Annotated in this window: 19 protein-coding genes; 12 read left to right on the top strand and 7 right to left on the bottom strand. The window is 63.3% G+C overall.

What is annotated here, in order from left to right:
* Window positions 1-217 precede the first annotated feature (217 nt).
* Together AC1DPX_RS18585 and phaC are read right to left on the bottom strand one after the other, a co-directional pair.
* Window positions 218-1,471 (bottom strand): YcbK family protein, encoded by a 1,254-nt coding sequence (locus AC1DPX_RS18585; protein WP_477238641.1) that lies wholly within the window; start codon window positions 1,469-1,471, stop codon window positions 218-220.
* Between the two features lie 216 nt (window positions 1,472-1,687).
* Window positions 1,688-3,523 (bottom strand): class I poly(R)-hydroxyalkanoic acid synthase, encoded by a 1,836-nt coding sequence (gene phaC / locus AC1DPX_RS18580; protein WP_202354140.1) that lies wholly within the window; start codon window positions 3,521-3,523, stop codon window positions 1,688-1,690.
* Window positions 3,524-3,621: 98 nt separating this feature from the next.
* Between phaC and AC1DPX_RS18575 the strand changes: the two genes are divergently transcribed.
* The 8 genes from AC1DPX_RS18575 (at window position 3,622) to recJ (ending at window position 10,752) form a co-directional block, all read left to right on the top strand.
* Window positions 3,622-4,017, top strand: coding sequence for a hypothetical protein (locus tag AC1DPX_RS18575; RefSeq protein ID WP_477238639.1), 396 nt, complete (start codon window positions 3,622-3,624; stop codon window positions 4,015-4,017).
* Window positions 4,018-4,062: 45 nt separating this feature from the next.
* Window positions 4,063-5,280, top strand: a complete 1,218-nt coding sequence (locus AC1DPX_RS18570) for an LL-diaminopimelate aminotransferase (protein WP_477238637.1) — start codon at window positions 4,063-4,065, stop codon at window positions 5,278-5,280.
* 38 nt (window positions 5,281-5,318) lie between these two features.
* Window positions 5,319-6,635, top strand: a complete 1,317-nt coding sequence (locus AC1DPX_RS18565) for a homoserine dehydrogenase (RefSeq protein WP_477238635.1) — start codon at window positions 5,319-5,321, stop codon at window positions 6,633-6,635.
* Window positions 6,636-6,755: 120 nt separating this feature from the next.
* Window positions 6,756-7,115, top strand: a complete 360-nt coding sequence (locus tag AC1DPX_RS18560) for a hypothetical protein (RefSeq protein WP_202354143.1) — start codon at window positions 6,756-6,758, stop codon at window positions 7,113-7,115.
* A 64-nt stretch (window positions 7,116-7,179) separates the two neighbouring features.
* Entirely contained in the window at window positions 7,180-7,347 is a 168-nt protein-coding gene (locus tag AC1DPX_RS18555; RefSeq protein WP_172228433.1) for a Thivi_2564 family membrane protein, read from the top strand.
* 202 nt (window positions 7,348-7,549) lie between these two features.
* A complete protein-coding gene (gene glpX, locus AC1DPX_RS18550) occupies window positions 7,550-8,533 on the top strand; it encodes a class II fructose-bisphosphatase (RefSeq protein ID WP_477238633.1) in 984 nt (327 codons plus the stop codon).
* 6 nt (window positions 8,534-8,539) lie between these two features.
* Window positions 8,540-8,830 carry a DUF6434 domain-containing protein gene (locus tag AC1DPX_RS18545; protein WP_477238631.1) on the top strand — a complete coding sequence of 97 codons (291 nt, stop codon included), beginning with the start codon at window positions 8,540-8,542 and terminating at the stop codon, window positions 8,828-8,830.
* 143 nt (window positions 8,831-8,973) lie between these two features.
* Entirely contained in the window at window positions 8,974-10,752 is a 1,779-nt protein-coding gene (recJ, locus tag AC1DPX_RS18540) for a single-stranded-DNA-specific exonuclease RecJ (protein WP_477238629.1), read from the top strand.
* Between the two features lie 17 nt (window positions 10,753-10,769).
* On the opposite strand, the gene AC1DPX_RS18535 is transcribed toward recJ, so the two are convergent.
* From AC1DPX_RS18535 to folE, 3 genes are all read right to left on the bottom strand, one after another.
* Entirely contained in the window at window positions 10,770-11,741 is a 972-nt protein-coding gene (locus AC1DPX_RS18535; protein ID WP_202354145.1) for a patatin family protein, read from the bottom strand.
* Between the two features lie 84 nt (window positions 11,742-11,825).
* On the bottom strand, window positions 11,826-12,287 hold the full coding sequence (hisI, locus tag AC1DPX_RS18530; RefSeq protein WP_477238627.1) for a phosphoribosyl-AMP cyclohydrolase: 462 nt from the start codon (window positions 12,285-12,287) through the stop codon (window positions 11,826-11,828).
* A 42-nt stretch (window positions 12,288-12,329) separates the two neighbouring features.
* Window positions 12,330-12,962, bottom strand: coding sequence for a GTP cyclohydrolase I FolE (gene folE / locus AC1DPX_RS18525; RefSeq protein WP_477238626.1), 633 nt, complete (start codon window positions 12,960-12,962; stop codon window positions 12,330-12,332).
* Window positions 12,963-13,201: 239 nt separating this feature from the next.
* On the opposite strand from folE, the gene AC1DPX_RS18520 reads away from it, so the two are divergent.
* Together AC1DPX_RS18520 and AC1DPX_RS18515 are read left to right on the top strand one after the other, a co-directional pair.
* Complete coding sequence (locus AC1DPX_RS18520; RefSeq protein WP_202354148.1) at window positions 13,202-13,648, top strand: iron-sulfur cluster assembly scaffold protein; 447 nt, start codon at window positions 13,202-13,204, stop codon at window positions 13,646-13,648.
* A gap of 95 nt (window positions 13,649-13,743) precedes the next feature.
* Entirely contained in the window at window positions 13,744-14,136 is a 393-nt protein-coding gene (locus tag AC1DPX_RS18515; RefSeq protein WP_477238625.1) for a cell envelope integrity TolA family protein, read from the top strand.
* 19 nt (window positions 14,137-14,155) lie between these two features.
* On the opposite strand, the gene AC1DPX_RS18510 is transcribed toward AC1DPX_RS18515, so the two are convergent.
* Window positions 14,156-15,073 carry a LysR substrate-binding domain-containing protein gene (locus AC1DPX_RS18510; protein WP_477238623.1) on the bottom strand — a complete coding sequence of 306 codons (918 nt, stop codon included), beginning with the start codon at window positions 15,071-15,073 and terminating at the stop codon, window positions 14,156-14,158.
* A 352-nt stretch (window positions 15,074-15,425) separates the two neighbouring features.
* Between AC1DPX_RS18510 and yidD the strand changes: the two genes are divergently transcribed.
* On the top strand, window positions 15,426-15,800 hold the full coding sequence (gene yidD, locus AC1DPX_RS18505) for a membrane protein insertion efficiency factor YidD (RefSeq protein WP_477238841.1): 375 nt from the start codon (window positions 15,426-15,428) through the stop codon (window positions 15,798-15,800).
* 148 nt (window positions 15,801-15,948) lie between these two features.
* Window positions 15,949-16,776, top strand: coding sequence for a class D beta-lactamase (gene blaOXA / locus AC1DPX_RS18500; RefSeq protein WP_202354151.1), 828 nt, complete (start codon window positions 15,949-15,951; stop codon window positions 16,774-16,776).
* A gap of 4 nt (window positions 16,777-16,780) precedes the next feature.
* Here blaOXA and AC1DPX_RS18495 read toward each other — a convergent pair whose 3' ends face one another.
* Window positions 16,781-17,617 (bottom strand): SAM-dependent methyltransferase, encoded by an 837-nt coding sequence (locus AC1DPX_RS18495; protein WP_477238621.1) that lies wholly within the window; start codon window positions 17,615-17,617, stop codon window positions 16,781-16,783.
* Window positions 17,618-17,685: the final 68 nt, after the last annotated feature.

Below are 17,685 nucleotides of genomic sequence, written 5' to 3'. Positions count from 1 at the left end.
CCGTCAGGTGCCGCCTTGGACAACTTTTTTGCGGGGCTTTGGAATTAGGTGTTTCACCGCGACCGCATGGCTTGTGGAGACTCCCCATCGCTCCGCCCGTGGATGACGAAGTTGAGGACGCTTCGGCCAATCTCGAATGTTTGCGGATGTTCCACTGGAGCGATGTTGGCGGAACAATCCTGGCAGCCAACAGCCTTCGGCCCGTCAAATCGTGCCTTTAGCCGTCGCCACCGCCGCTGCGCCGACGGCAGCGCCAGTTCCAGTCGCGCTCGGGGCCGACGTCGACATGGACCGATTCGGTGTGGCAATAGGTGCCGACGCCACCGCGGCCGGGCATGGTCCTGATGTAGTTCGCCAACTCCCATTTGGAGACGCCCGGCACCTGGATGTCGGCGGCGGCGCAATACATGTGCAGCGAGTTCTTGGCGCCGTTGGCGCGGCGGTTGCGGGCCGGGTCGCGGTAACCCGATGTGACCACCATCTTGCGGCCGTAATGGCCTTCGATCGTCTTCAGTACGCGCACCAGCGACGGCTTCAGGCAGGCGACGTCGACGGTTTCGTTCTGCTTCAGCAGGCCGTTGGGCGCGAGACGGGCCATGCCGGCGGCGGACGCAACCTGATAGCTGCCGCCGATCGGACCCTCGTCCTCATTGAGATCGACGTCGCTTTCGTCGTCGAGGCCGGATTTGCGCTTGATCTCGAACAGGGCGGTCTGGCGCACGCCGGGCAAGGCATCGCTGCCGGTGATGTGGTCGGCATCGTCGCCGGTCGAGGCCAATTGTATCGGCTTTGCCGTGGAGTCGGCCGAGGCCAAAGTGATGATCGGCCTTGCCGCCGCAGGCGCGGGCTTGGCCAGTGCGGCCGGCTGTTCGCCCGATCGCGTGTTGATCAGCGGAGCCGGTGTGGCCGAAGCGGGCGTGGCGCCGAACATCGAGGCCAGGAAGCCCCGTTTCTTCGGCGCGTCGGCTTGTGGCGGCTCACCCGCGGTCACATAGACCGGATTGTTCATCTCCGGCGCCGCGGCCGGCTTTGGCGTTGTCACCGCGGCATCGGCGGCGGCGATCTTCTGGGCGACCGCGTCGGTCTGCTGCGCCGTCTGGGTCGGCTGCTGCAAGGCCTGCGGCGTTTGTCCCGCGATCGTTTCAGCGCCGGCCGGCGTTGTCAGCGGAAAGGCGGCCTGCGGCTTGGCCACCGGCACGTAGGCGACTTTTTCGGGCAGCGCCGTATCACCTTCGCTCATCACGGTCGTTTGTGTGGCTGTTGTCTGCGATGTCGAATCGGCGGTGGCGACGGGCTTGCCGGTGGCGGCCGCGTTGATGTCCGAGGAAGAGGCGTTGTAGCCGGGCATTCCGACCGACATTGTCGGGTCGCCGGCCGATGTGCAGGAGGCCAGGAGCACGCAGAAGAGCGCTGCCAAGATGGCGCTGCGTTCTCCCTTTGCGAGGCTCCATCCTGCTGATTTCAAAGTCAAATTCCCCCTCGATGTCCGGTCGGTACGTCCTTGGCGAGGCACTGGAAGCCGCTGTCCAAGGTGACCTTTGTCTCCGATCCGGAAACGAGACCTGTGTCAAATCCGCAAGCCTGGAAGTATTTTTGCAGTGATTGCCAAATTGCGGCTGCTAGATGGTTGACGACACCATTTCGCCCGCTTTTGACAAGCCGTCAACTCACCACACATTACAGTCCGTTACACACGCACCTTCACGTAGCTGCCGGGGGCATCGCCCAAGGTTTTCATATGCTTGCCGGGTTTGCGGGCAGGCACGCGGGTGTTGTCCTTGGCCTCGATCCAGCTTTGCCAATGCGGCCACCAGGATCCCGGATGTTCGGTTGCCTTGGCCACCCACTCGCCGAAATCACCGGTCGGCGTGCCGCCGGTCCAGTACTGGTATTTGTTGGATGCGGGCGGATTGACGACGCCGGCGATATGGCCGGAGCCCGCCATCACATAGTCGACCTTGCCGCCGAAATATTTCGAACCGAGGAAGACGGACAGCGCCGGCGCGATGTGATCTTCCCGCGAGGCGAGGTTGTAGATCGGAATGGTGACATCCCCCAGCGAGACCGTATGCCCGGCCAGTTCCATCGTGCCGCGCGAGAGGTTGTTCTCGAGATAGCAATTGCGCAGATAGAAGGAATGGTTGGCCGCGGCCATGCGGGTCGAATCGGCATTCCAGTAGAGCAGGTCGAAGGGCAGGGGGTCCTTGCCACGCATGTAGTTGTTGACGACATAGGGCCAGATCAGGTCGCCTGAGCGCAGCATGTTGAAGGCGGTCGCCATCTTGGTGCCGTCGAGATAGCCCTTTTCGTTCATCGACTTTTCCACCGCCGCGACCTGTTCCTCGTCGACGAAGACTTTCAGGTCGCCGGCATGGGTGAAGTCGACTTGCGTGGTGAAAAGGGTCGCCGACTTGATGCGGTCGTCGCCTTCCCTGGCCATCAGCGCGAGGGCCGCCGCCAGCAGCGTTCCGCCGACGCAGTAGCCGATGGCGTTGACGTCCCGTTCGCCGGTGGCCTTCTCGATTGTGTCGAGGCCGTATTGCAGGCCTTCCCTGATATAGGCTTCCCAGTTCTTGGCGCCGTGGCGCTCGTCCGGGTTGATCCAGGAGATGACGAAGACGGTGTGGCCTTGCTCGATCGCCCAGCGGATGAAGGATTTCTGCGGGTTGAGGTCGAGTATGTAGAACTTGTTGATCCAGGGCGGGCAGATCAGCAGCGGGCGTTTCAGCACCGTATCGGTCGCCGGATCATACTGGATGATCTCGGCGACATCGCTGCGGCCCACCACCTTGCCGGGTGTGGTGGCGATGTTCCTGCCGATCTCGAAGGGCGAATAATCGGCCTGGCGCAGCTTCAGGTCGCCCTTGCCGGCGGCGATGTCCTCGGCCAGCATCTTCATGCCGCGCACCAGGTTCTCGCCGTTGGAAGCTACGGTCTCGCGGAACAGTTCCGGGTTGGTCAGGATGAAATTCGATGGCGAGATGGCATTGGACACCTGCTTGACGTAGAAGCTCGCCTTGTGGCGGGTGTGCTCGTCCAGACCTTCGGCGTGCTCGACCAGTTCGGACGCCCAGCGCGAGGTGACGAGATAGGCCTGCTTGAGGAAATCGAAGAAGGCGTTGCGGCCCCATTCCGGGTCCTGGAAACGCTTGTCGCCGCGCTCCGGCTTGACGGCGTCGTCAGGACCTTCGGCGTTGGGGCTGACACGCTGGATGGCGTTCGCCCACACGGTCATGTAGCCGGCGAACAGCCGCGTCTGCGCTTCGAGCGCGCGCTGCGGGTCGGCGAGCCAGTATTCGCTGAGCTTGGAAAACGTCTTGACCATGTCGACGACCGGCTCGGCGACGTGATCGCGCACTTCGCCGCGCTCGCGCGGCTCGGCCCAGGCGGACGCCGCCTTGCCGGCCTGCTCGATCATGCGCGCCATGTTCAACGCGAAGCGCTCCGGATCCTTCACCAGATATTGCTCGACGGTCGAAGGCTCGTCATCTTCCGTTTTGCCCGAATCGGGTGTTTTGGACATGGTTCGCGGGGTTCCTCCCGAAGCGTTTTCTTGACATATTAACATGGGACATCCGACAGGGTCCAATCTCGCTCTACCCCGGCTGCCAAGGAAACAATATGACGATTAATATTGGCGAGAATGTTTTTTTTGCTGCCGTACGGTTTTGCCGCGTCGGCGCGGCGATCGTGCTTGTGGGGATCGCCGGGTGTTCTAGCACGAATACCAGCGGTCCGGTGCCGATGGCCGAGAATGCAGGCCCAAAGGATACCGGCACCTTTCCGAACCTCAACATCCCGCCCAAAGTGGCGAACAAGCAGCTGACGGAAGCCGAGACGAACGCCAAGCTCGCCGAACTCAAGGCTGACGGCAGCGCGCAGGGGGCCAAAAATAGAGGCGGCGCCGGGGTTGCCAACCAGGCGGCGCTGACGGACCTGGCCAAAAAGCATGGTCCGCAGACGCTGAAGCAGATCGAAGGCAAATGCGATCCCGCCCTCGACCCTACCTGCAAATGAGTATATAGCGCGCGCCCAACACTCCTTTTGCTGTCTGGAACTGCCATGGAAGAGTTTCACAAGGTCCGCCGGCTTCCGCCTTACGTGTTCGAGCAGGTCAACCGGCTCAAGGCCAGCGCCCGTTCGCGCGGCGCCGATATCATCGACCTCGGCATGGGCAATCCGGACCTGCCGACGCCCAAGGCCATCGTCGACAAATTGTGCGAAGTGGTGCGCGATCCGCGCACGCATCGCTATTCCTCCTCGCGCGGCATTCCCGGCCTGCGCCGCGCCCAGGCCGCCTATTATCAGCGCCGCTTCGGCGTGAAGCTCAACCCCGACACGCAAGTGGTGGCCACGCTCGGCTCGAAGGAAGGCTTCGCCAACATGGCGCAGGCGATCACCGCGCCTGGCGACGTCATCCTGTGCCCGAATCCGACCTATCCGATCCACGCCTTCGGCTTCATCATGTCGGGCGGCGTCATCCGTTCGCTGCAGGTCGAGCCCGATGATGGCTTCATCCCGGCGCTGGAACGCGGTGTTCGCCACTCGATCCCGAAGCCGCTGGCGCTGATCCTCAACTATCCGTCGAACCCGACGGCGCTGGTCGCTTCGCTGGATTTCTACAAGGACGTGGTGGCGTTCGCGAAGAAGAACGACATCATCATCCTGTCCGACCTTGCCTATTCGGAGATCTATTTCGACGGCAACCCGCCGCCTTCGGTGCTGCAGGTGCCCGGCGCCATCGATGTCTGCGTCGAGTTCACCTCGATGTCGAAGACCTTCTCCATGCCCGGCTGGCGCATGGGTTTTGCTGTCGGCAACGAGCGGCTGATATCTGCGCTGACCCGGGTGAAGTCCTATCTCGACTACGGCGCCTTCACGCCGATTCAGGTGGCGGCGGCGCATGCGCTGAATGGCGATGGCGCCGATATCGCCGAGGTCCGCGAGGTCTACCACAAGCGCCGCGACGTGATGGTCGATTCGTTCGGGCGCGCCGGCTGGAACATTCCGGCCCCGGCCGCCTCGATGTTCGCCTGGGCGCCGATCCCCGAGCCGTTCAAGCATCTGGGCTCGCTCGAATTCTCCAAGCTGCTCATCGAGCACGCCGATGTGGCGGTGGCGCCCGGCGTCGGCTTCGGCGAACATGGCGACGATTTCGTGCGCGTGGCGCTGGTCGAGAACGAGCACCGGATCCGCCAGGCGGCGCGCAACATCAAGCGCTTCCTGTCGACCAGCGCCAAACAGCCCAACAATGTGGTGCCGCTGTCCGCCCACCGCTAAGCAAAAATTCGATCTGATTTTGAGGGACGTCGCCTTCCATGGCTGAAGCTCTGCGTGTTGGAATTGCCGGACTTGGCACGGTCGGTGCATCGGTGGCGCGCGTGCTGCGCGACAAGGCGGCGGAGCTGACCCGGCAGTGCGGGCGCGACATCGTCGTGTCGGCGGTTTCGGCGCGCGACCCGAAGCGCGACCGTGGCATCGATGTCAGTTCGGCGAAATGGTTCGACGATCCGGTCAAGATGGCGCAGACGGCCGAGATTGACGTGTTCATCGAACTGATCGGTGGCGATGAGGGGCCGGCGCGCCTGTCGGTCAAGGCGGCGCTCGAAGCCGGCCGCCACGTCGTCACCGCCAACAAGGYGCTGCTCGCCAAGCATGGCGTGGCGCTGGCCGAGATCGCCGAGAAGAAAGGCGTGCTGCTCAACTACGAGGCGGCGGTGGCCGGCGGCATTCCCGTCATCAAGACGATGCGCGAGGCGATGGCCGGCAATTCGGTCACCCGCGTGTTCGGCATTCTCAACGGCACCTGCAACTACATCCTGACCCGCATGGAGGCCGAGGGCATCTCGTTCGACGCTTGCCTGAAGGATGCGCAGCGGCTGGGTTACGCCGAGGCCGACCCGACCTTCGACATCGAGGGCCACGACACCGCGCACAAGCTGTCGATCCTGACCAGTCTTGCCTTCGGCACCAAGATCGCCGCCAACGACATCTATATGGAAGGCATTTCCAACATCACCCAGGCCGACATCCGCGCGGCCGGCGATCTCGGCTACCGGATCAAGCTGCTGGGCGTCGCCCAGCGCACCGAAAGCGGCATCGAGCAGCGCGTGCACCCGACCATGGTGCCGACGGCTTCCGTCATCGCGCAGGTGCATGGTGTCACCAATGCGGTGGCGATCGAGACCGATATCCTTGGCGAATTGTTGCTTTCAGGCCCCGGCGCCGGCGGCAATGCCACCGCCTCGGCCGTCATTGGCGACGTTGCCGATATCGCCAAGAGCCGGCCCGGCTTCCAGCATGGCCCGGTCTTCGGCCGGCCGGCGAAGGAACTCAGGCCCTACAAGAAGGCGCAGATGCGCAGCCATGCCGGCGGCTACTTCATCCGGCTGACCGTGCATGACCGCATCGGCGTCTTCGCCGCGATCGCCAAGCGCATGGCCGACAACGATATTTCGCTGGAATCGATTGTCCAGCACGCGGTCAATGGCGAGGCCGAGGCGCAGCAGAAGACGGTGATCCTGGTAACGCACGAGACCACCGAGGCCGCCGTCCGCAAGGCCGTCGACGGTATCACCAAGGACGGTCACCTGACCGACAAGCCGCAGGTCATCCGCATCGAGCGGGCAGGGTAACTTCGTCCCCAAGGGGAAGAATCCCGCGATCGCTCAAGCCGATGGCGGCCTGCCGCGAATAGACCGGAACGAATTCGTTGCGGCGCCGTTCTCTTGGTCAGCAACCAAGGGAGCCACTTCATGGCCGATACCAACAAATCCGACACGCCAGCCATCGACGACATCCAGAAAACCCTGGAAAAGCAGATCGCCGAACTGCGCAAGGAGATCACCAAGATCAACAAGAGCATTTCGGCGCGGGGCGCGGAAATGCTCGATGACGCCAGCGAGCAGGCTTCGGATTTCTACGACACGGCCGCGGCGCGTGCATCGCGAACCGCGCAGCAGTTGCGCAGCCAGGCTCAGGCGGTTTCGGACGTGGCGCGCGACAACCCGGGCACGACGACCGCCGTGGTCGGGGTGATCGGCCTGCTCGGCTTTCTGGCCGGGATTGCGGTCGGCCAGTCGTTGAACAACGACACGTCGCGCCGTTGGTATTGAGCGCGCCGGGCTTGAGCCGGCGTTGCCGGCTCTCATTTCAGAAAATCATTTCAAGGAGGGCACCGTGGCTTCATCCATGCTGATCGGCATTCTGATCACATTTCTCGTCATCATTCTCGTTCTCTATCTGGTGCAGCGCCTGCCGCTCGACGCCAAGATGCGACAGATCGTGCAGGTTATCGTCATCATTATCGGCATCATTTCGCTGCTCAAATACCTCGCGGTTTTCTAGACCGCGAAACCCACAATTGGGTGTCTTCAGGGTGGCTCGGTCGCTTGCGACCGGGCCACAATCGTTTCGGAAATACGGTTCAATCGATTGATATTGCTGGCCTTTCGATAAAACATCCGGCAGGTCTTGCCGTTGTCATGCTCGTTTGACAAAACAGGCCCGCCTCCGGCGGGAGGCGGTTGCGAACGAGGATTTCCCGAACATGAATGTGGCCCAGAACATCGTCGCCGGCCTTGACCGGATACTCACCATGGAATTGGTGCGCGTCACCGAAAGGGCCGCCGTGGCAGCCGCCAGGCTGCGCGGCCGTGGCGATGAGAAGGCTGCCGACCAGGTCGCCGTCGACGCCATGCGCCAGGAGCTCAACCGCCTTGCCATCAAGGGCACGGTGGTGATCGGCGAGGGCGAACGCGACGAAGCACCGATGCTCTATATCGGCGAGGAGGTCGGCACCGGCAAAGGTCCGGCCGTCGATATCGCGCTCGATCCGCTCGAAGGCACGACAATCTGCGCCAAGAACCTGCCCAACGCGCTTGCCGTCATCGCCATTGCCGAGAAGGGCAGCCTGCTGTTCGCGCCTGACGTCTATATGGACAAGATCGCCATCGGTCCGGGCTATGCCGAAGGCGTCATCGATATCGACGCCTCGCCGGCCGAGAACATCGCGAGCCTGGCGCGGGCCAAGGGCGTCGCTGTGTCCGACATCACCACCTGCATCCTCGACCGGCCGCGCCACGCCAAGCTGATTGATGCCGTGCGCGCCACGGGAGCCGCGATCCGGTTGATCGGCGACGGCGACGTTGCCGGCGTCATCCACACCACCGATCCGGAGGAAACCGGCATCGATCTCTATCTCGGCACTGGCGGCGCGCCCGAGGGCGTTTTGGCCGCGGCCGCATTGCGCTGCACCGGCGGCCAGATGCAGGGCCGGCTGCTGCTTGACACACCTGAAAAGATGGCCCGCGCGGCAAAGATGGGGATTTCCGATCCGAAGCGGATATACCATGCCGAAGACATGGCGCGCGGCGACGTGCTGTTCGCGGCCACCGGTGTCACCGACGGCAACATGCTGGCCGGCGTCAAGTTCGGTCGCACCTACATCACCACGCACACCATCGTCTTGCGCTCCTCGTCACGCACCGTGCGGGAGATCAAGGCCCGGCACCAGGATCTGGATAAGTTCTAGACCTGCTTGCGAAGCCGCATCGCAGTTGCTAGCCCATGGCTGCATCTGAACCTGGTCGCGCAAGGATTGATGATGAAAGCGTTCGACTGGCACGCGGATCCGATTTCGCGTGCCACGCCCATCACCAAATCCTATCGCAACACCCAGAATGTCCGCCGCTTCTTCACCCGCGAATGCGGCGATAGCTTCGGGTTCGACCGGCTCTTCATGGCCTGGCTCAAGGACGGTCGGGAAAAGACGATGGGGGACGCCGCCGACGAATGGATCAGGCGCCAGGCTGAAAAGCGGAAAGCGTAGTTTTTCTTGAATTTTCCTGCGATGCCACCCGCCGCGAACCGCCTGGCTTTACCAGACTGTGCATATCGTCATCCCGAAACCGCTGCAGACTTTTGGGCGACATGCATTATCGTGCGGCCGATCATGAATTGGCAAAGCGCATAATGGGCGAAAGGCGCCTCTTCCTCGATGTCAGGCAGTCGGCCACCGGTCTCTCCTGGGAGCACCGGCTGACCGAACGGCAGGACATGGTCGCGCTTGCCATCGCGCAAGGCCATGGCGTGCCCGACATCGTCGCGCGCGTTCTGGCTGGACGCGGCGTTACCGCCGATGAGACCGAGCGGTTCCTCGACCCGACGATCCGCGACCTGCTGCCCAATCCGGCGTCGCTGACCGAGATGGACAAGGCGGCCACCCGCATCGCCGCGGCGGTGATGGCGCGCGAAAAGGTGGCGATCTTCGGCGACTACGATGTCGACGGCGCCGCCTCGTCGGCCTTGCTGAAGCGGTTCCTGGCGCATTTCTCCATACCGTCGGAAATCTATATTCCGGACCGTATCTTTGAGGGGTACGGGCCCAATCCCGATGCCATGCGCGAACTCGTCTCGCGCGGCGCGACGCTGATCGTCACCGTCGATTGCGGCACCAACAGTGCCATTTCCGTCGATGCGGCCAACGAAGCCGGTGCCGACGTCGTGGTGCTCGACCACCATCAGGTCGGCGGCGCCTTGCCAGCGGCGATCGCTGTCGTCAATCCAAACCGTGAGGATGATCTTTCGGGGCAGGGTCATCTGTGCGCCGCCGGTGTCGTCTTCCTCGCCCTGGTGCAGACCGCAAAAATCCTGCGGGGCCTGAGCGATGTCGCGCCGCCCGATCTGCTGTCGCTCCTCGATCTCGTCGCGCTTGCCACCGTGTGCGATGTCGTGCCGCTTACCGGCGTCAACCGCGCCTTTGTCGTCAAGGGGCTGCAAATGGCGCGCCAGCAGAAGAACGAGGGGCTGGCCGCATTGGCGCGGGTATCGCGCATTGGCGAGCCTGTCAGCACCTTCCACCTCGCCTATCTGATCGGGCCGCGCATCAACGCCGGCGGGCGCATCGGCGATGCGGCACTTGGCAGCCGGCTGCTTGCGACGGACGATCCGGTCGAGGCGCGGACCATCGCCGAGACGCTCGACCGGTTGAACCAGGAGCGGCAGCTGATGGAGCAGGAGATGCTGGCCGCGGCGCGCGCCGAGGCCGATGCCGAGCTTGCAGGCGGCAGCGGCCCGGCGATCGTCGTCACCGCCAGCAACAACTGGCACCCCGGCATCGTCGGCCTGCTCGCATCGAGGCTGAAGGATCATGCGCGCCGGCCGGCCTTCGCCATTGCCTTCAACGCCGTGGGCATCGGCACCGGTTCGGGCCGTTCGGTGTCGGGATTTGACCTCGGCCGGCTGGTGCGTGAAGCCGCTGACGCCGGGCTGATCGTCAAGGGTGGCGGCCATGGCATGGCGGCAGGCATCACCGTGGAGCGCGCCAGGCTGGGTGAGCTCAGGGCGTTTTTCGAGGAACGGGCGGCGGCCGACGTGTTTCGGCTGCAGGACGAGGAAAGCCTGGCGATCGACGGGGCGCTCGCCGCCGAAGGCGCGACGCTCGGCCTGCTCGACGCGCTGGAAAAGGCCGGCCCCTTCGGCGCCGGCCATGTCGCGCCGGTCTTCGTGCTGCCGCGTCATCGGTTGGCCGACGCCCGGTCGGTCGGCACCAACCATATACGCTGCGAATTGCAGTCGGACAGCGGCGGCCGCATCCAGGCGATCGCCTTTCGTGCCGTTGATACGGTGCTTGGCGAATTCCTGTTCAAGCATCGGGGCAAGAGCGTACACGTCGCCGGCTCGCTGTCGGGCAATTACTGGAACGGCAACCGCACGGTGCAATTCCGCATTGTCGATGCGGCGCGGGCGTGAGCGCTATCGGGACTTGTTCAGGCGAGAACGGTCTGCAGCCGGGTCAGTTCGCCGATCTGCGCCATTGTCGCCTGGTAGCCGATCTGGATTGCCTCGTCGGCGCGGTGAAACTCGGTGAGGCCAATATGGCTGAGCTTGGGCTGCAGCGACATGTCGGGCGGATCGCCGGCCAGCCTGGCGCGCGAAATGCGGTCCTGGATGATGTTGAAGGCCTCGACCATGACGCCGGTGATGCCTAGGCGTGACTGATGCGACTGGTGCCCGGCGTCGACATGGCCGGGGCGCGGCGCGTCCCTTTCGACAACCAGTTCGCCAGCACTGTGTTTGATCACGGCGGCCCGGCCGAACAGGTCGTAGTGGAGGTTGACAGCCACGACGAGCGGCTGTTCGTAAGCGCGGCAGACCGATACCGGCACCGGATTGACCAGCGCACCGTCGACCAGCACGCGGCCGTTGCAATTCACCGGCTCGAACACGCCAGGCAATGCGTAGGACGCGCGCATGGCCGTGATCAGCGAGCCGTTCGACAGCCAGATCTCGTGGCCGGTGCGGATTTCCGCTGCGACGCTGACGAAGGGTTTTGGCAGGTCCTCGAAACGGACGCCCGCCACATGCTCGCGCAGGCGGGCGTCGAGCTTCATGCCGCCGAACAGGCCGCTGCCACGCAGATTGAGATCGAGCAGGCCGAAAATGCGCCGCTTGGTGAGGCTGCGGGCGAACTCTTCCAGCTCATCCAGTTTGCCAGCGAGATAACAGCCGCCGACCAGCGCGCCGATCGAGGTGCCGGCGATCATCGAAACTTCGATGCCGGCTTCATCGAGCGCGCGCAGCACGCCGATATGGGCCCAGCCTCTGGCGCAACCGCCGCCCAAAGCGAGCGAAATGCCTGTTTTCTTGGGAGATTTCGTTTCGGGCGCGCCGCCGGAAGAGGTCAGGCCGTTGGCCTCCCTGACATCTGGTCTGTTCCGCAATGACGCCCACTCGAGCATCATGATCTCCCTTGTCCCAAGACTAATATACGGACAGGCCGTATCGAAATGATGAATCTGTGTGGTTGGCGTGAAGTAGAAGGTTCAAGCTGATGGCTTCCGATACGTGATTTCCGCATCGAACAGCGGCTTGCTGCCGTCGTCAACAAGCGTCGCCTTGCCGTCGACAAGCCCCACCGTCCGATAAAAACATGAACGCCGGCCGGTGTGACAGGTTGCGTCGTGGCCCAACACTTTGACGCGCAGCCATAATGCATCCTGGTCACAGTCGGTGCGCATCTCGACCACATGCTGGAAATTGCCCGAGGTTTCGCCCTTCTTCCAAAGCGCGTTGCGCGAACGCGACCAGTAATGGGCGATGCCGGTTTCCAGTGTCAGCGCCAGGGCTTGCGCATTCATATGCGCGACCATCAGCAGCATGCCGTCTTCGGCGTCGGTGACGACGACGGTGACAAGGCCGGCGGCGTCGAAGCGCGGCGAGAACACCGCGCCTTCCTCCAGGGCCTTCTTGTCTGACGGAGTTTTGGGAAATTCCAGTGCCGACATCGCCGGTCTATTTTCCTGTTGACCGTGACGCCGGTGAGGGGCTTACGCCCCGCCGCGAACCATGGTGACGAAACGAACCTGCTCTTCGGGCGTGTCCTTGAAAACGCCGGTGAAGGTGGAGGTGAGCGTGGTAGAGCCCTGCTTGCGGATGCCGCGCATGGCCATGCACATATGCTCTGCCTCAATCATGACGGCGACGCCGCGCGGGTTGAGCACATCCTGGATGACGCCGGCGATCAGTGCGGTGAGCGCTTCCTGCGTCTGCAGGCGATGGGCGAAGATATCCACGACGCGCGCGATCTTCGACAGGCCGACGACCTTGCCGTCCGGCAGATAGCCGACATGCGCCTTGCCGATGATCGGCACCATGTGGTGCTCGCAATGCGAATGGAATTGGATATCCTTGACGATGACGAGATCATCGTAGCCGGCGACCTCCTCGAAGGTGCGGCCGAGTTCGTCGGCAGGGCACATGTCGTAGCCGCCGAACATTTCGCGGAAGGCCTTGGTCACGCGCTTGGGCGTATCGATCAGCCCCTCGCGGTCCGGATTGTCGCCGGTCCAGCGCAGCAATGTGCGCACGGCGGCCTCGACCTCGGCTTCGCTCGGCCGGTCGGTGACCGGCTTTTCCATGTAGGCGGACTGGGGCATGAGTTTCTTGATGACGGCATCCATAAAAGGCGTCTCCCGTAGTTCCTCTCCAGGAGGAACGAGTTGAACGGACCACGACCTTTCGGTGTCGGAAACTCGCCCCGTTTCCAGCCCCGTAAGCGGCGTGAACTTCCCGGCCGTAACAGCGACGCTCATCGCCTTGTCGTTACCGGACTGCCAGCATTATATAAGGTCGTAGCGAGCGAAAGGAAGACGCAGCAGCGGCAATCACTGTTCGCTTGGCGGCGACGGATTGGAAAATAATGATCAACGATGTCTACAACGCGAAAATTCTCGGTTTTGCCGGAAATATCGCCCGCATCGGCCGGCTCGATCATCCGGACGCGACCGCCAAGGCGCATTCAAAGCTGTGCGGTTCGACCGTTACCGTCGATCTCAAGATGGAGGACGGCGTGGTCACCGACTTCGCCCATGACGTGAAGGCCTGCGCGCTCGGCCAGGCGTCGTCCTCGATCATGGCCCAGCATGTCGTCGGCGCGAGCGCGGAGGAATTGCGCACGGTGCGCGACGCCATGCTGAAGATGCTGAAGGAGAACGGCGCGCCGCCGGAAGGCCGCTTCGCCGACCTGAAGTACCTCGAGCCGGTGCGCGACTACAAGGCACGCCATGCCTCGACCATGCTGACCTTCGATGCGGTGGTCGACGCCATCGGCCAGATCGAGAAGAAGCGCGCCGAACAAGCGGCCTGACCGTGCGCTCTTTCTTGATGCGCCGGCTTCGCCGCCGCCCGCGACTTCGTTCCTTTCATGGCCTGATGTTCATTTCGGGACTTGCCGGCGTGCTTGTGTCGAGCGGCGCGAGCCGCGCTGACGTGGCAGTCGCGCGCGATGTCAGCGACTATCTCATGAAGGCGATCCAAGCCTGTTGGAATATGTCTCAAAACACCACGAGCGTCGCACGTGTCCGGATCAGCCTGAACAAGGACGGTTCGCTCGCCGGCCCGCCAAAAATCCTCGATCCGGTGACGCCGCGACGAGAGAAGGTTGCCGAGGCCGCCGTGCGGGCGATCGCGCGCTGCGCGCCATTTCCCGGGCTAATACCATACGCGGCGCATTATGATCTGTGGCGCGATGTCGTCCTCACATTCAACCCGGCACAGGACCCAGAGGGCGGACCTCCGGCGGTCGGGGTAAACGACATCGACAAGCTTCTCGAAAAATACAAGAAGGCAGAGTAGCGGGAGCCCTGGAAGGGGCTTAGGGCTTGGCTTCCAATGTTCGTCTGCTTTCGGCGAATTCGTTTCTGACCCAGTCGGCGAATGCGGCGGCCGGCTCGGAAAGCTCCTTCAAGCTCCTGGCCACCAGCCAGTAGGCGCCGGACGCCACGTCGATGTCGAACGGCTTGATCAGCGCGCCGGTTTGGAGTTCGTTGCCGATCTGCAAGAGATCGCCCAGCGCCACACCATGTCCGAGTAGGGCGGCCTGCTTTGAAAGCGATATATCCGCCAGCATCGGCCCCCGCGCGGGCACGACATCGGCGGGCACGCCGGCCGCTTCCAACCAGCGCGTCCAGCCCTGGCGATTCTCCTCATGCAAAAGTGTGTAGCGGGCAAGGTCGATCGGCTTCTCGAGAGGAGGGCCCGAGGCGAGCAGCGCCGGCGACAGAACCGGTGAATCGACCGTGGAAGCGAGCCGCTCCGCCTGGCTGCGGGGCCAGGAGGTCGCGTGCGCGCTGAAGCGCAAGGCAAGCTCGGGCTGACCGCTGCGGAATTCGATCAGCCTGACATCGACTTCGAGGGACACATCGATGTCGGGCCGCAACTGGCGAAACCGGTTGAGCCGGGGCACCAGCCAGACGGAAGCAAGCGACGGCTCGACGCTGACACGAACCACGGATTGCGCGGGGGCGGCGACCAATTCCGACAGCAGTTTGTCGATGTCGTCGAAACTCCTGACCAATTGGGCGAGCAGCCGGCCGCCGGCATCGGTCAGTTCGACGCGGCGATGATGACGTTCGAACAAGGGCTGGCGCAGAAAGGTTTCGAGCTCGCGGATCTGGCGGCTGATCGCCGCCTGGGAGACGAAAAGCTCCTCGGCGGCCTTGCTGAAGCTCAGTTGCCGGCCCGCCGCCTCGAAACTCCTCAATGCCGTCAACGGCAGCCGCCCGCGCTTCATTCGCATAATCCAAGGTTATCCGAAGTGGAAATTATACTCGTTTGAAGGCCAAGGCCAGCGGCGGTCTAATCGCATCAAAGGAGATCGACCATGACCCAGTTCCTGAGCATCTTGGGCGATGTCATGCGGATCGCGACGTTCCAATGGCGTGACGACAGGCACCACACGAAGTGCGGCGAAGAACCCGTCCGCCCCGGCCGCTGGGCGTCTCCGTTCGACAGGCAACCGTCTCGGCGCTCCCGCCCATGACGGCAAGGACGACAAGGACGACAAGGACGACAAGGGGCGGGGATTGCGTTCTCCAGTCGAAGCTCACATCTATCGCGAGGAAGAACGCGATACGGAGACTGCGGTGCACGACCCGCATGGGCATGCCCACACAGCCAGGCCGCCGGGGCGCGGCCGCAACTGGCCCGGCCCGTGGCGCAAGACGCCTGGCCGTCTCCTCGGCACGTCGTTCGTGCGTCTCTACCAGCTGACTTTATCTGGCTTTGTCGGCAATTCCTGCCGGCATCTGCCGACCTGTTCCGAATACGCGCATGAGGCGATCGCCCGCCATGGCCTGTGGGCCGGCGGCTGGATGGGCTTTTTCCGCGTGCTGCGCTGTGGGCCATTCGGCACGTACGGCATCGATCTGGTACCGGAAGTGCTGGCGGATCGTTACGTCTGGTTCATGCCCTGGCGATACTGGCGGATCGGCCGCAATGGCGCCGAAACGAAGACCTGATTGCACCGGGCCACGCGTCGGGCGGCAGTTCGCGTTTACGATCCGGTAGGGTTAATGCAAGCCTGCACAAAGACTGCGTATTTGAGACAAAATCGAGACAAGAGACCTCGCTAAGCCCGCTCGCGAACACCTTCTGGAGCGACCATCAATGCGTAACATCGACCGTCTTCCCTTTATCCTGGCTGGAGTCCTCTTCCTGCTCGCCTGGCTGCTGGGGTTCCCGATGCGCGCGCAATCGGCGCCGCTTGGGGATGTGCAGTGCACGCTGATCGCCGACGCGGCGAGCGGCAAGGTGCTTTACCAGGATGGCACCTGCGACCAGCGGTTCAGCCCGGCCTCGACGTTCAAAGTGCCGCTTTCGCTGATCGGCTATGATGCCGGCATCCTGAGCGACGAGCATACGCCGAGCTGGGACTACAAACCCGAATTCAACGCCGTGAAGCGGGACCAGAAGACAGTCGACCCCACGATCTGGGAACGCGATTCGATTCTCTGGTATTCCCGGGAGATTACGCGCCGGCTCGGAGCCGAAAGCTTTGCCGGCTATGTTTCGAAATTTGATTACGGCAACAAAGATGTTTCCGGCAATCCCGGCAAGAATGACGGGCTGACCCATTCCTGGGTAAATTCCTCGCTCAAGATCACGCCGGTCGAGCAGATCGATTTCCTGCGCAAGCTGCTGGCGCGAAAACTGCCGGTCTCGGCCAAGGCCTATGACATGACATCAGCCATCATCCCGACGTTCCAGTCCGGAGGCTGGACGGTGCAAGGCAAGACCGGCAGCACAAGGCTCGCCAATGATGCCGACAAGATCAGGGACAAGCGTTCACTCGGCTGGTTCGTCGGCTGGGCAAAAAAGGACGGCCGCGAGATCGTCTTTGCCCGCCTGGTTGTCGATGCCACCCGCACCGACATGCCAAAAGGGCTCAAGACACGGGCGGCGTTCCTGAAAGACCTGCCGCTGCTGCTGAAATAATCCGTCAGGCGGTTCGGCGCGCGCGGATGATGTGGCCGCCGGAATTGTTCGTCATTCCCTTCGGGGCTCCGGTAAAGCGGGCGGCGATATCGCCGCTCCCGATGTCTTCGATCTCGTCGAAACCGAGCTCCCCCATGGATTTCGCCAGCTCGCTCGGAACGAAGAAGCTGATCCATGGCTCCCCGACGGACGCGACACGCGCCGCATGGAAGGCCAGCGCCGCCTGTCCCGCCGCGTCGCGCTTCTCAGCCGGCTCGCTGTAGTCGAACACGACCTCCGAGCCCGGAATGCCAGCGATCCAGGTCAGCGTTTTGAAGATCGCTTCCTTCGTCAGGTAGGGCACGACGCCGAGCCAGATGAAGAAGCTCGGCTCGGTCGACCGCAACCCGGCCGCGGCCAGTTCCGCGGACAGGCTTTGCCGCTCGAAATCGACCGGCACGAATCTGGTGGCGGGAGGCTCGGCAAGACCGCTATCGGCAATGCATTTGCGTTTCCAGGCTTGCGTGGCCGGATGGTCGACGTCGAACACGCTGAGATCCGGGTACGGATTGCGCAGCGAAAACGTATCGAGACCGGCGCCAAGCACCACGAGCTGCCGGACACCGCGACTTGCCGCCGCCGCCAGCCAGTCCTCGGCGAAGCGGGCGCGCGCTGCCACGAACAGGCGCATGCGCCGGCGGCGCTCGTCTTCCTGTTCAAGCTCCTGCGCCTCGGGGGCGGCTTCACCCAGAATGGCGATCGCGTAGGGATCGCGAAACATTCCCGCCTGCGGCGAAAATTGATGCAGAGCCCTCATACGGGCGACGCCAAGGGCGGTTCGGCTGGGTGTTGCGTTTTCCATATCGACAATTCCAGACGATTGCGGGGATGTTCGCAAGCCCGACCGGTGGCCTGCGACATCTCTGCCGA

Source organism: Mesorhizobium sp. 01N446 (genome assembly GCF_056399285.1).
This window is presented reverse-complemented; position numbering and strand designations above follow the sequence as displayed.

Coding starts and splice junctions, on each gene's coding strand:
- glpX (WP_477238633.1), top strand. CDS start 7,550: ATGAATGTGGCCCAGAACATCGTCGCCGGCCTTGACCGGATACTCACC.
- AC1DPX_RS18560 (WP_202354143.1), top strand. CDS start 6,756: ATGGCCGATACCAACAAATCCGACACGCCAGCCATCGACGACATCCAG.
- blaOXA (WP_202354151.1), top strand. CDS start 15,949: ATGCGTAACATCGACCGTCTTCCCTTTATCCTGGCTGGAGTCCTCTTC.
- recJ (WP_477238629.1), top strand. CDS start 8,974: ATGGGCGAAAGGCGCCTCTTCCTCGATGTCAGGCAGTCGGCCACCGGT.
- AC1DPX_RS18535 (WP_202354145.1), bottom strand. CDS start 11,741: ATGCTCGAGTGGGCGTCATTGCGGAACAGACCAGATGTCAGGGAGGCC.
- folE (WP_477238626.1), bottom strand. CDS start 12,962: ATGGATGCCGTCATCAAGAAACTCATGCCCCAGTCCGCCTACATGGAA.
- AC1DPX_RS18520 (WP_202354148.1), top strand. CDS start 13,202: ATGATCAACGATGTCTACAACGCGAAAATTCTCGGTTTTGCCGGAAAT.
- AC1DPX_RS18510 (WP_477238623.1), bottom strand. CDS start 15,073: ATGAAGCGCGGGCGGCTGCCGTTGACGGCATTGAGGAGTTTCGAGGCG.
- phaC (WP_202354140.1), bottom strand. CDS start 3,523: ATGTCCAAAACACCCGATTCGGGCAAAACGGAAGATGACGAGCCTTCG.
- AC1DPX_RS18575 (WP_477238639.1), top strand. CDS start 3,622: ATGACGATTAATATTGGCGAGAATGTTTTTTTTGCTGCCGTACGGTTT.
- AC1DPX_RS18570 (WP_477238637.1), top strand. CDS start 4,063: ATGGAAGAGTTTCACAAGGTCCGCCGGCTTCCGCCTTACGTGTTCGAG.
- hisI (WP_477238627.1), bottom strand. CDS start 12,287: ATGTCGGCACTGGAATTTCCCAAAACTCCGTCAGACAAGAAGGCCCTG.
- AC1DPX_RS18495 (WP_477238621.1), bottom strand. CDS start 17,617: ATGGAAAACGCAACACCCAGCCGAACCGCCCTTGGCGTCGCCCGTATG.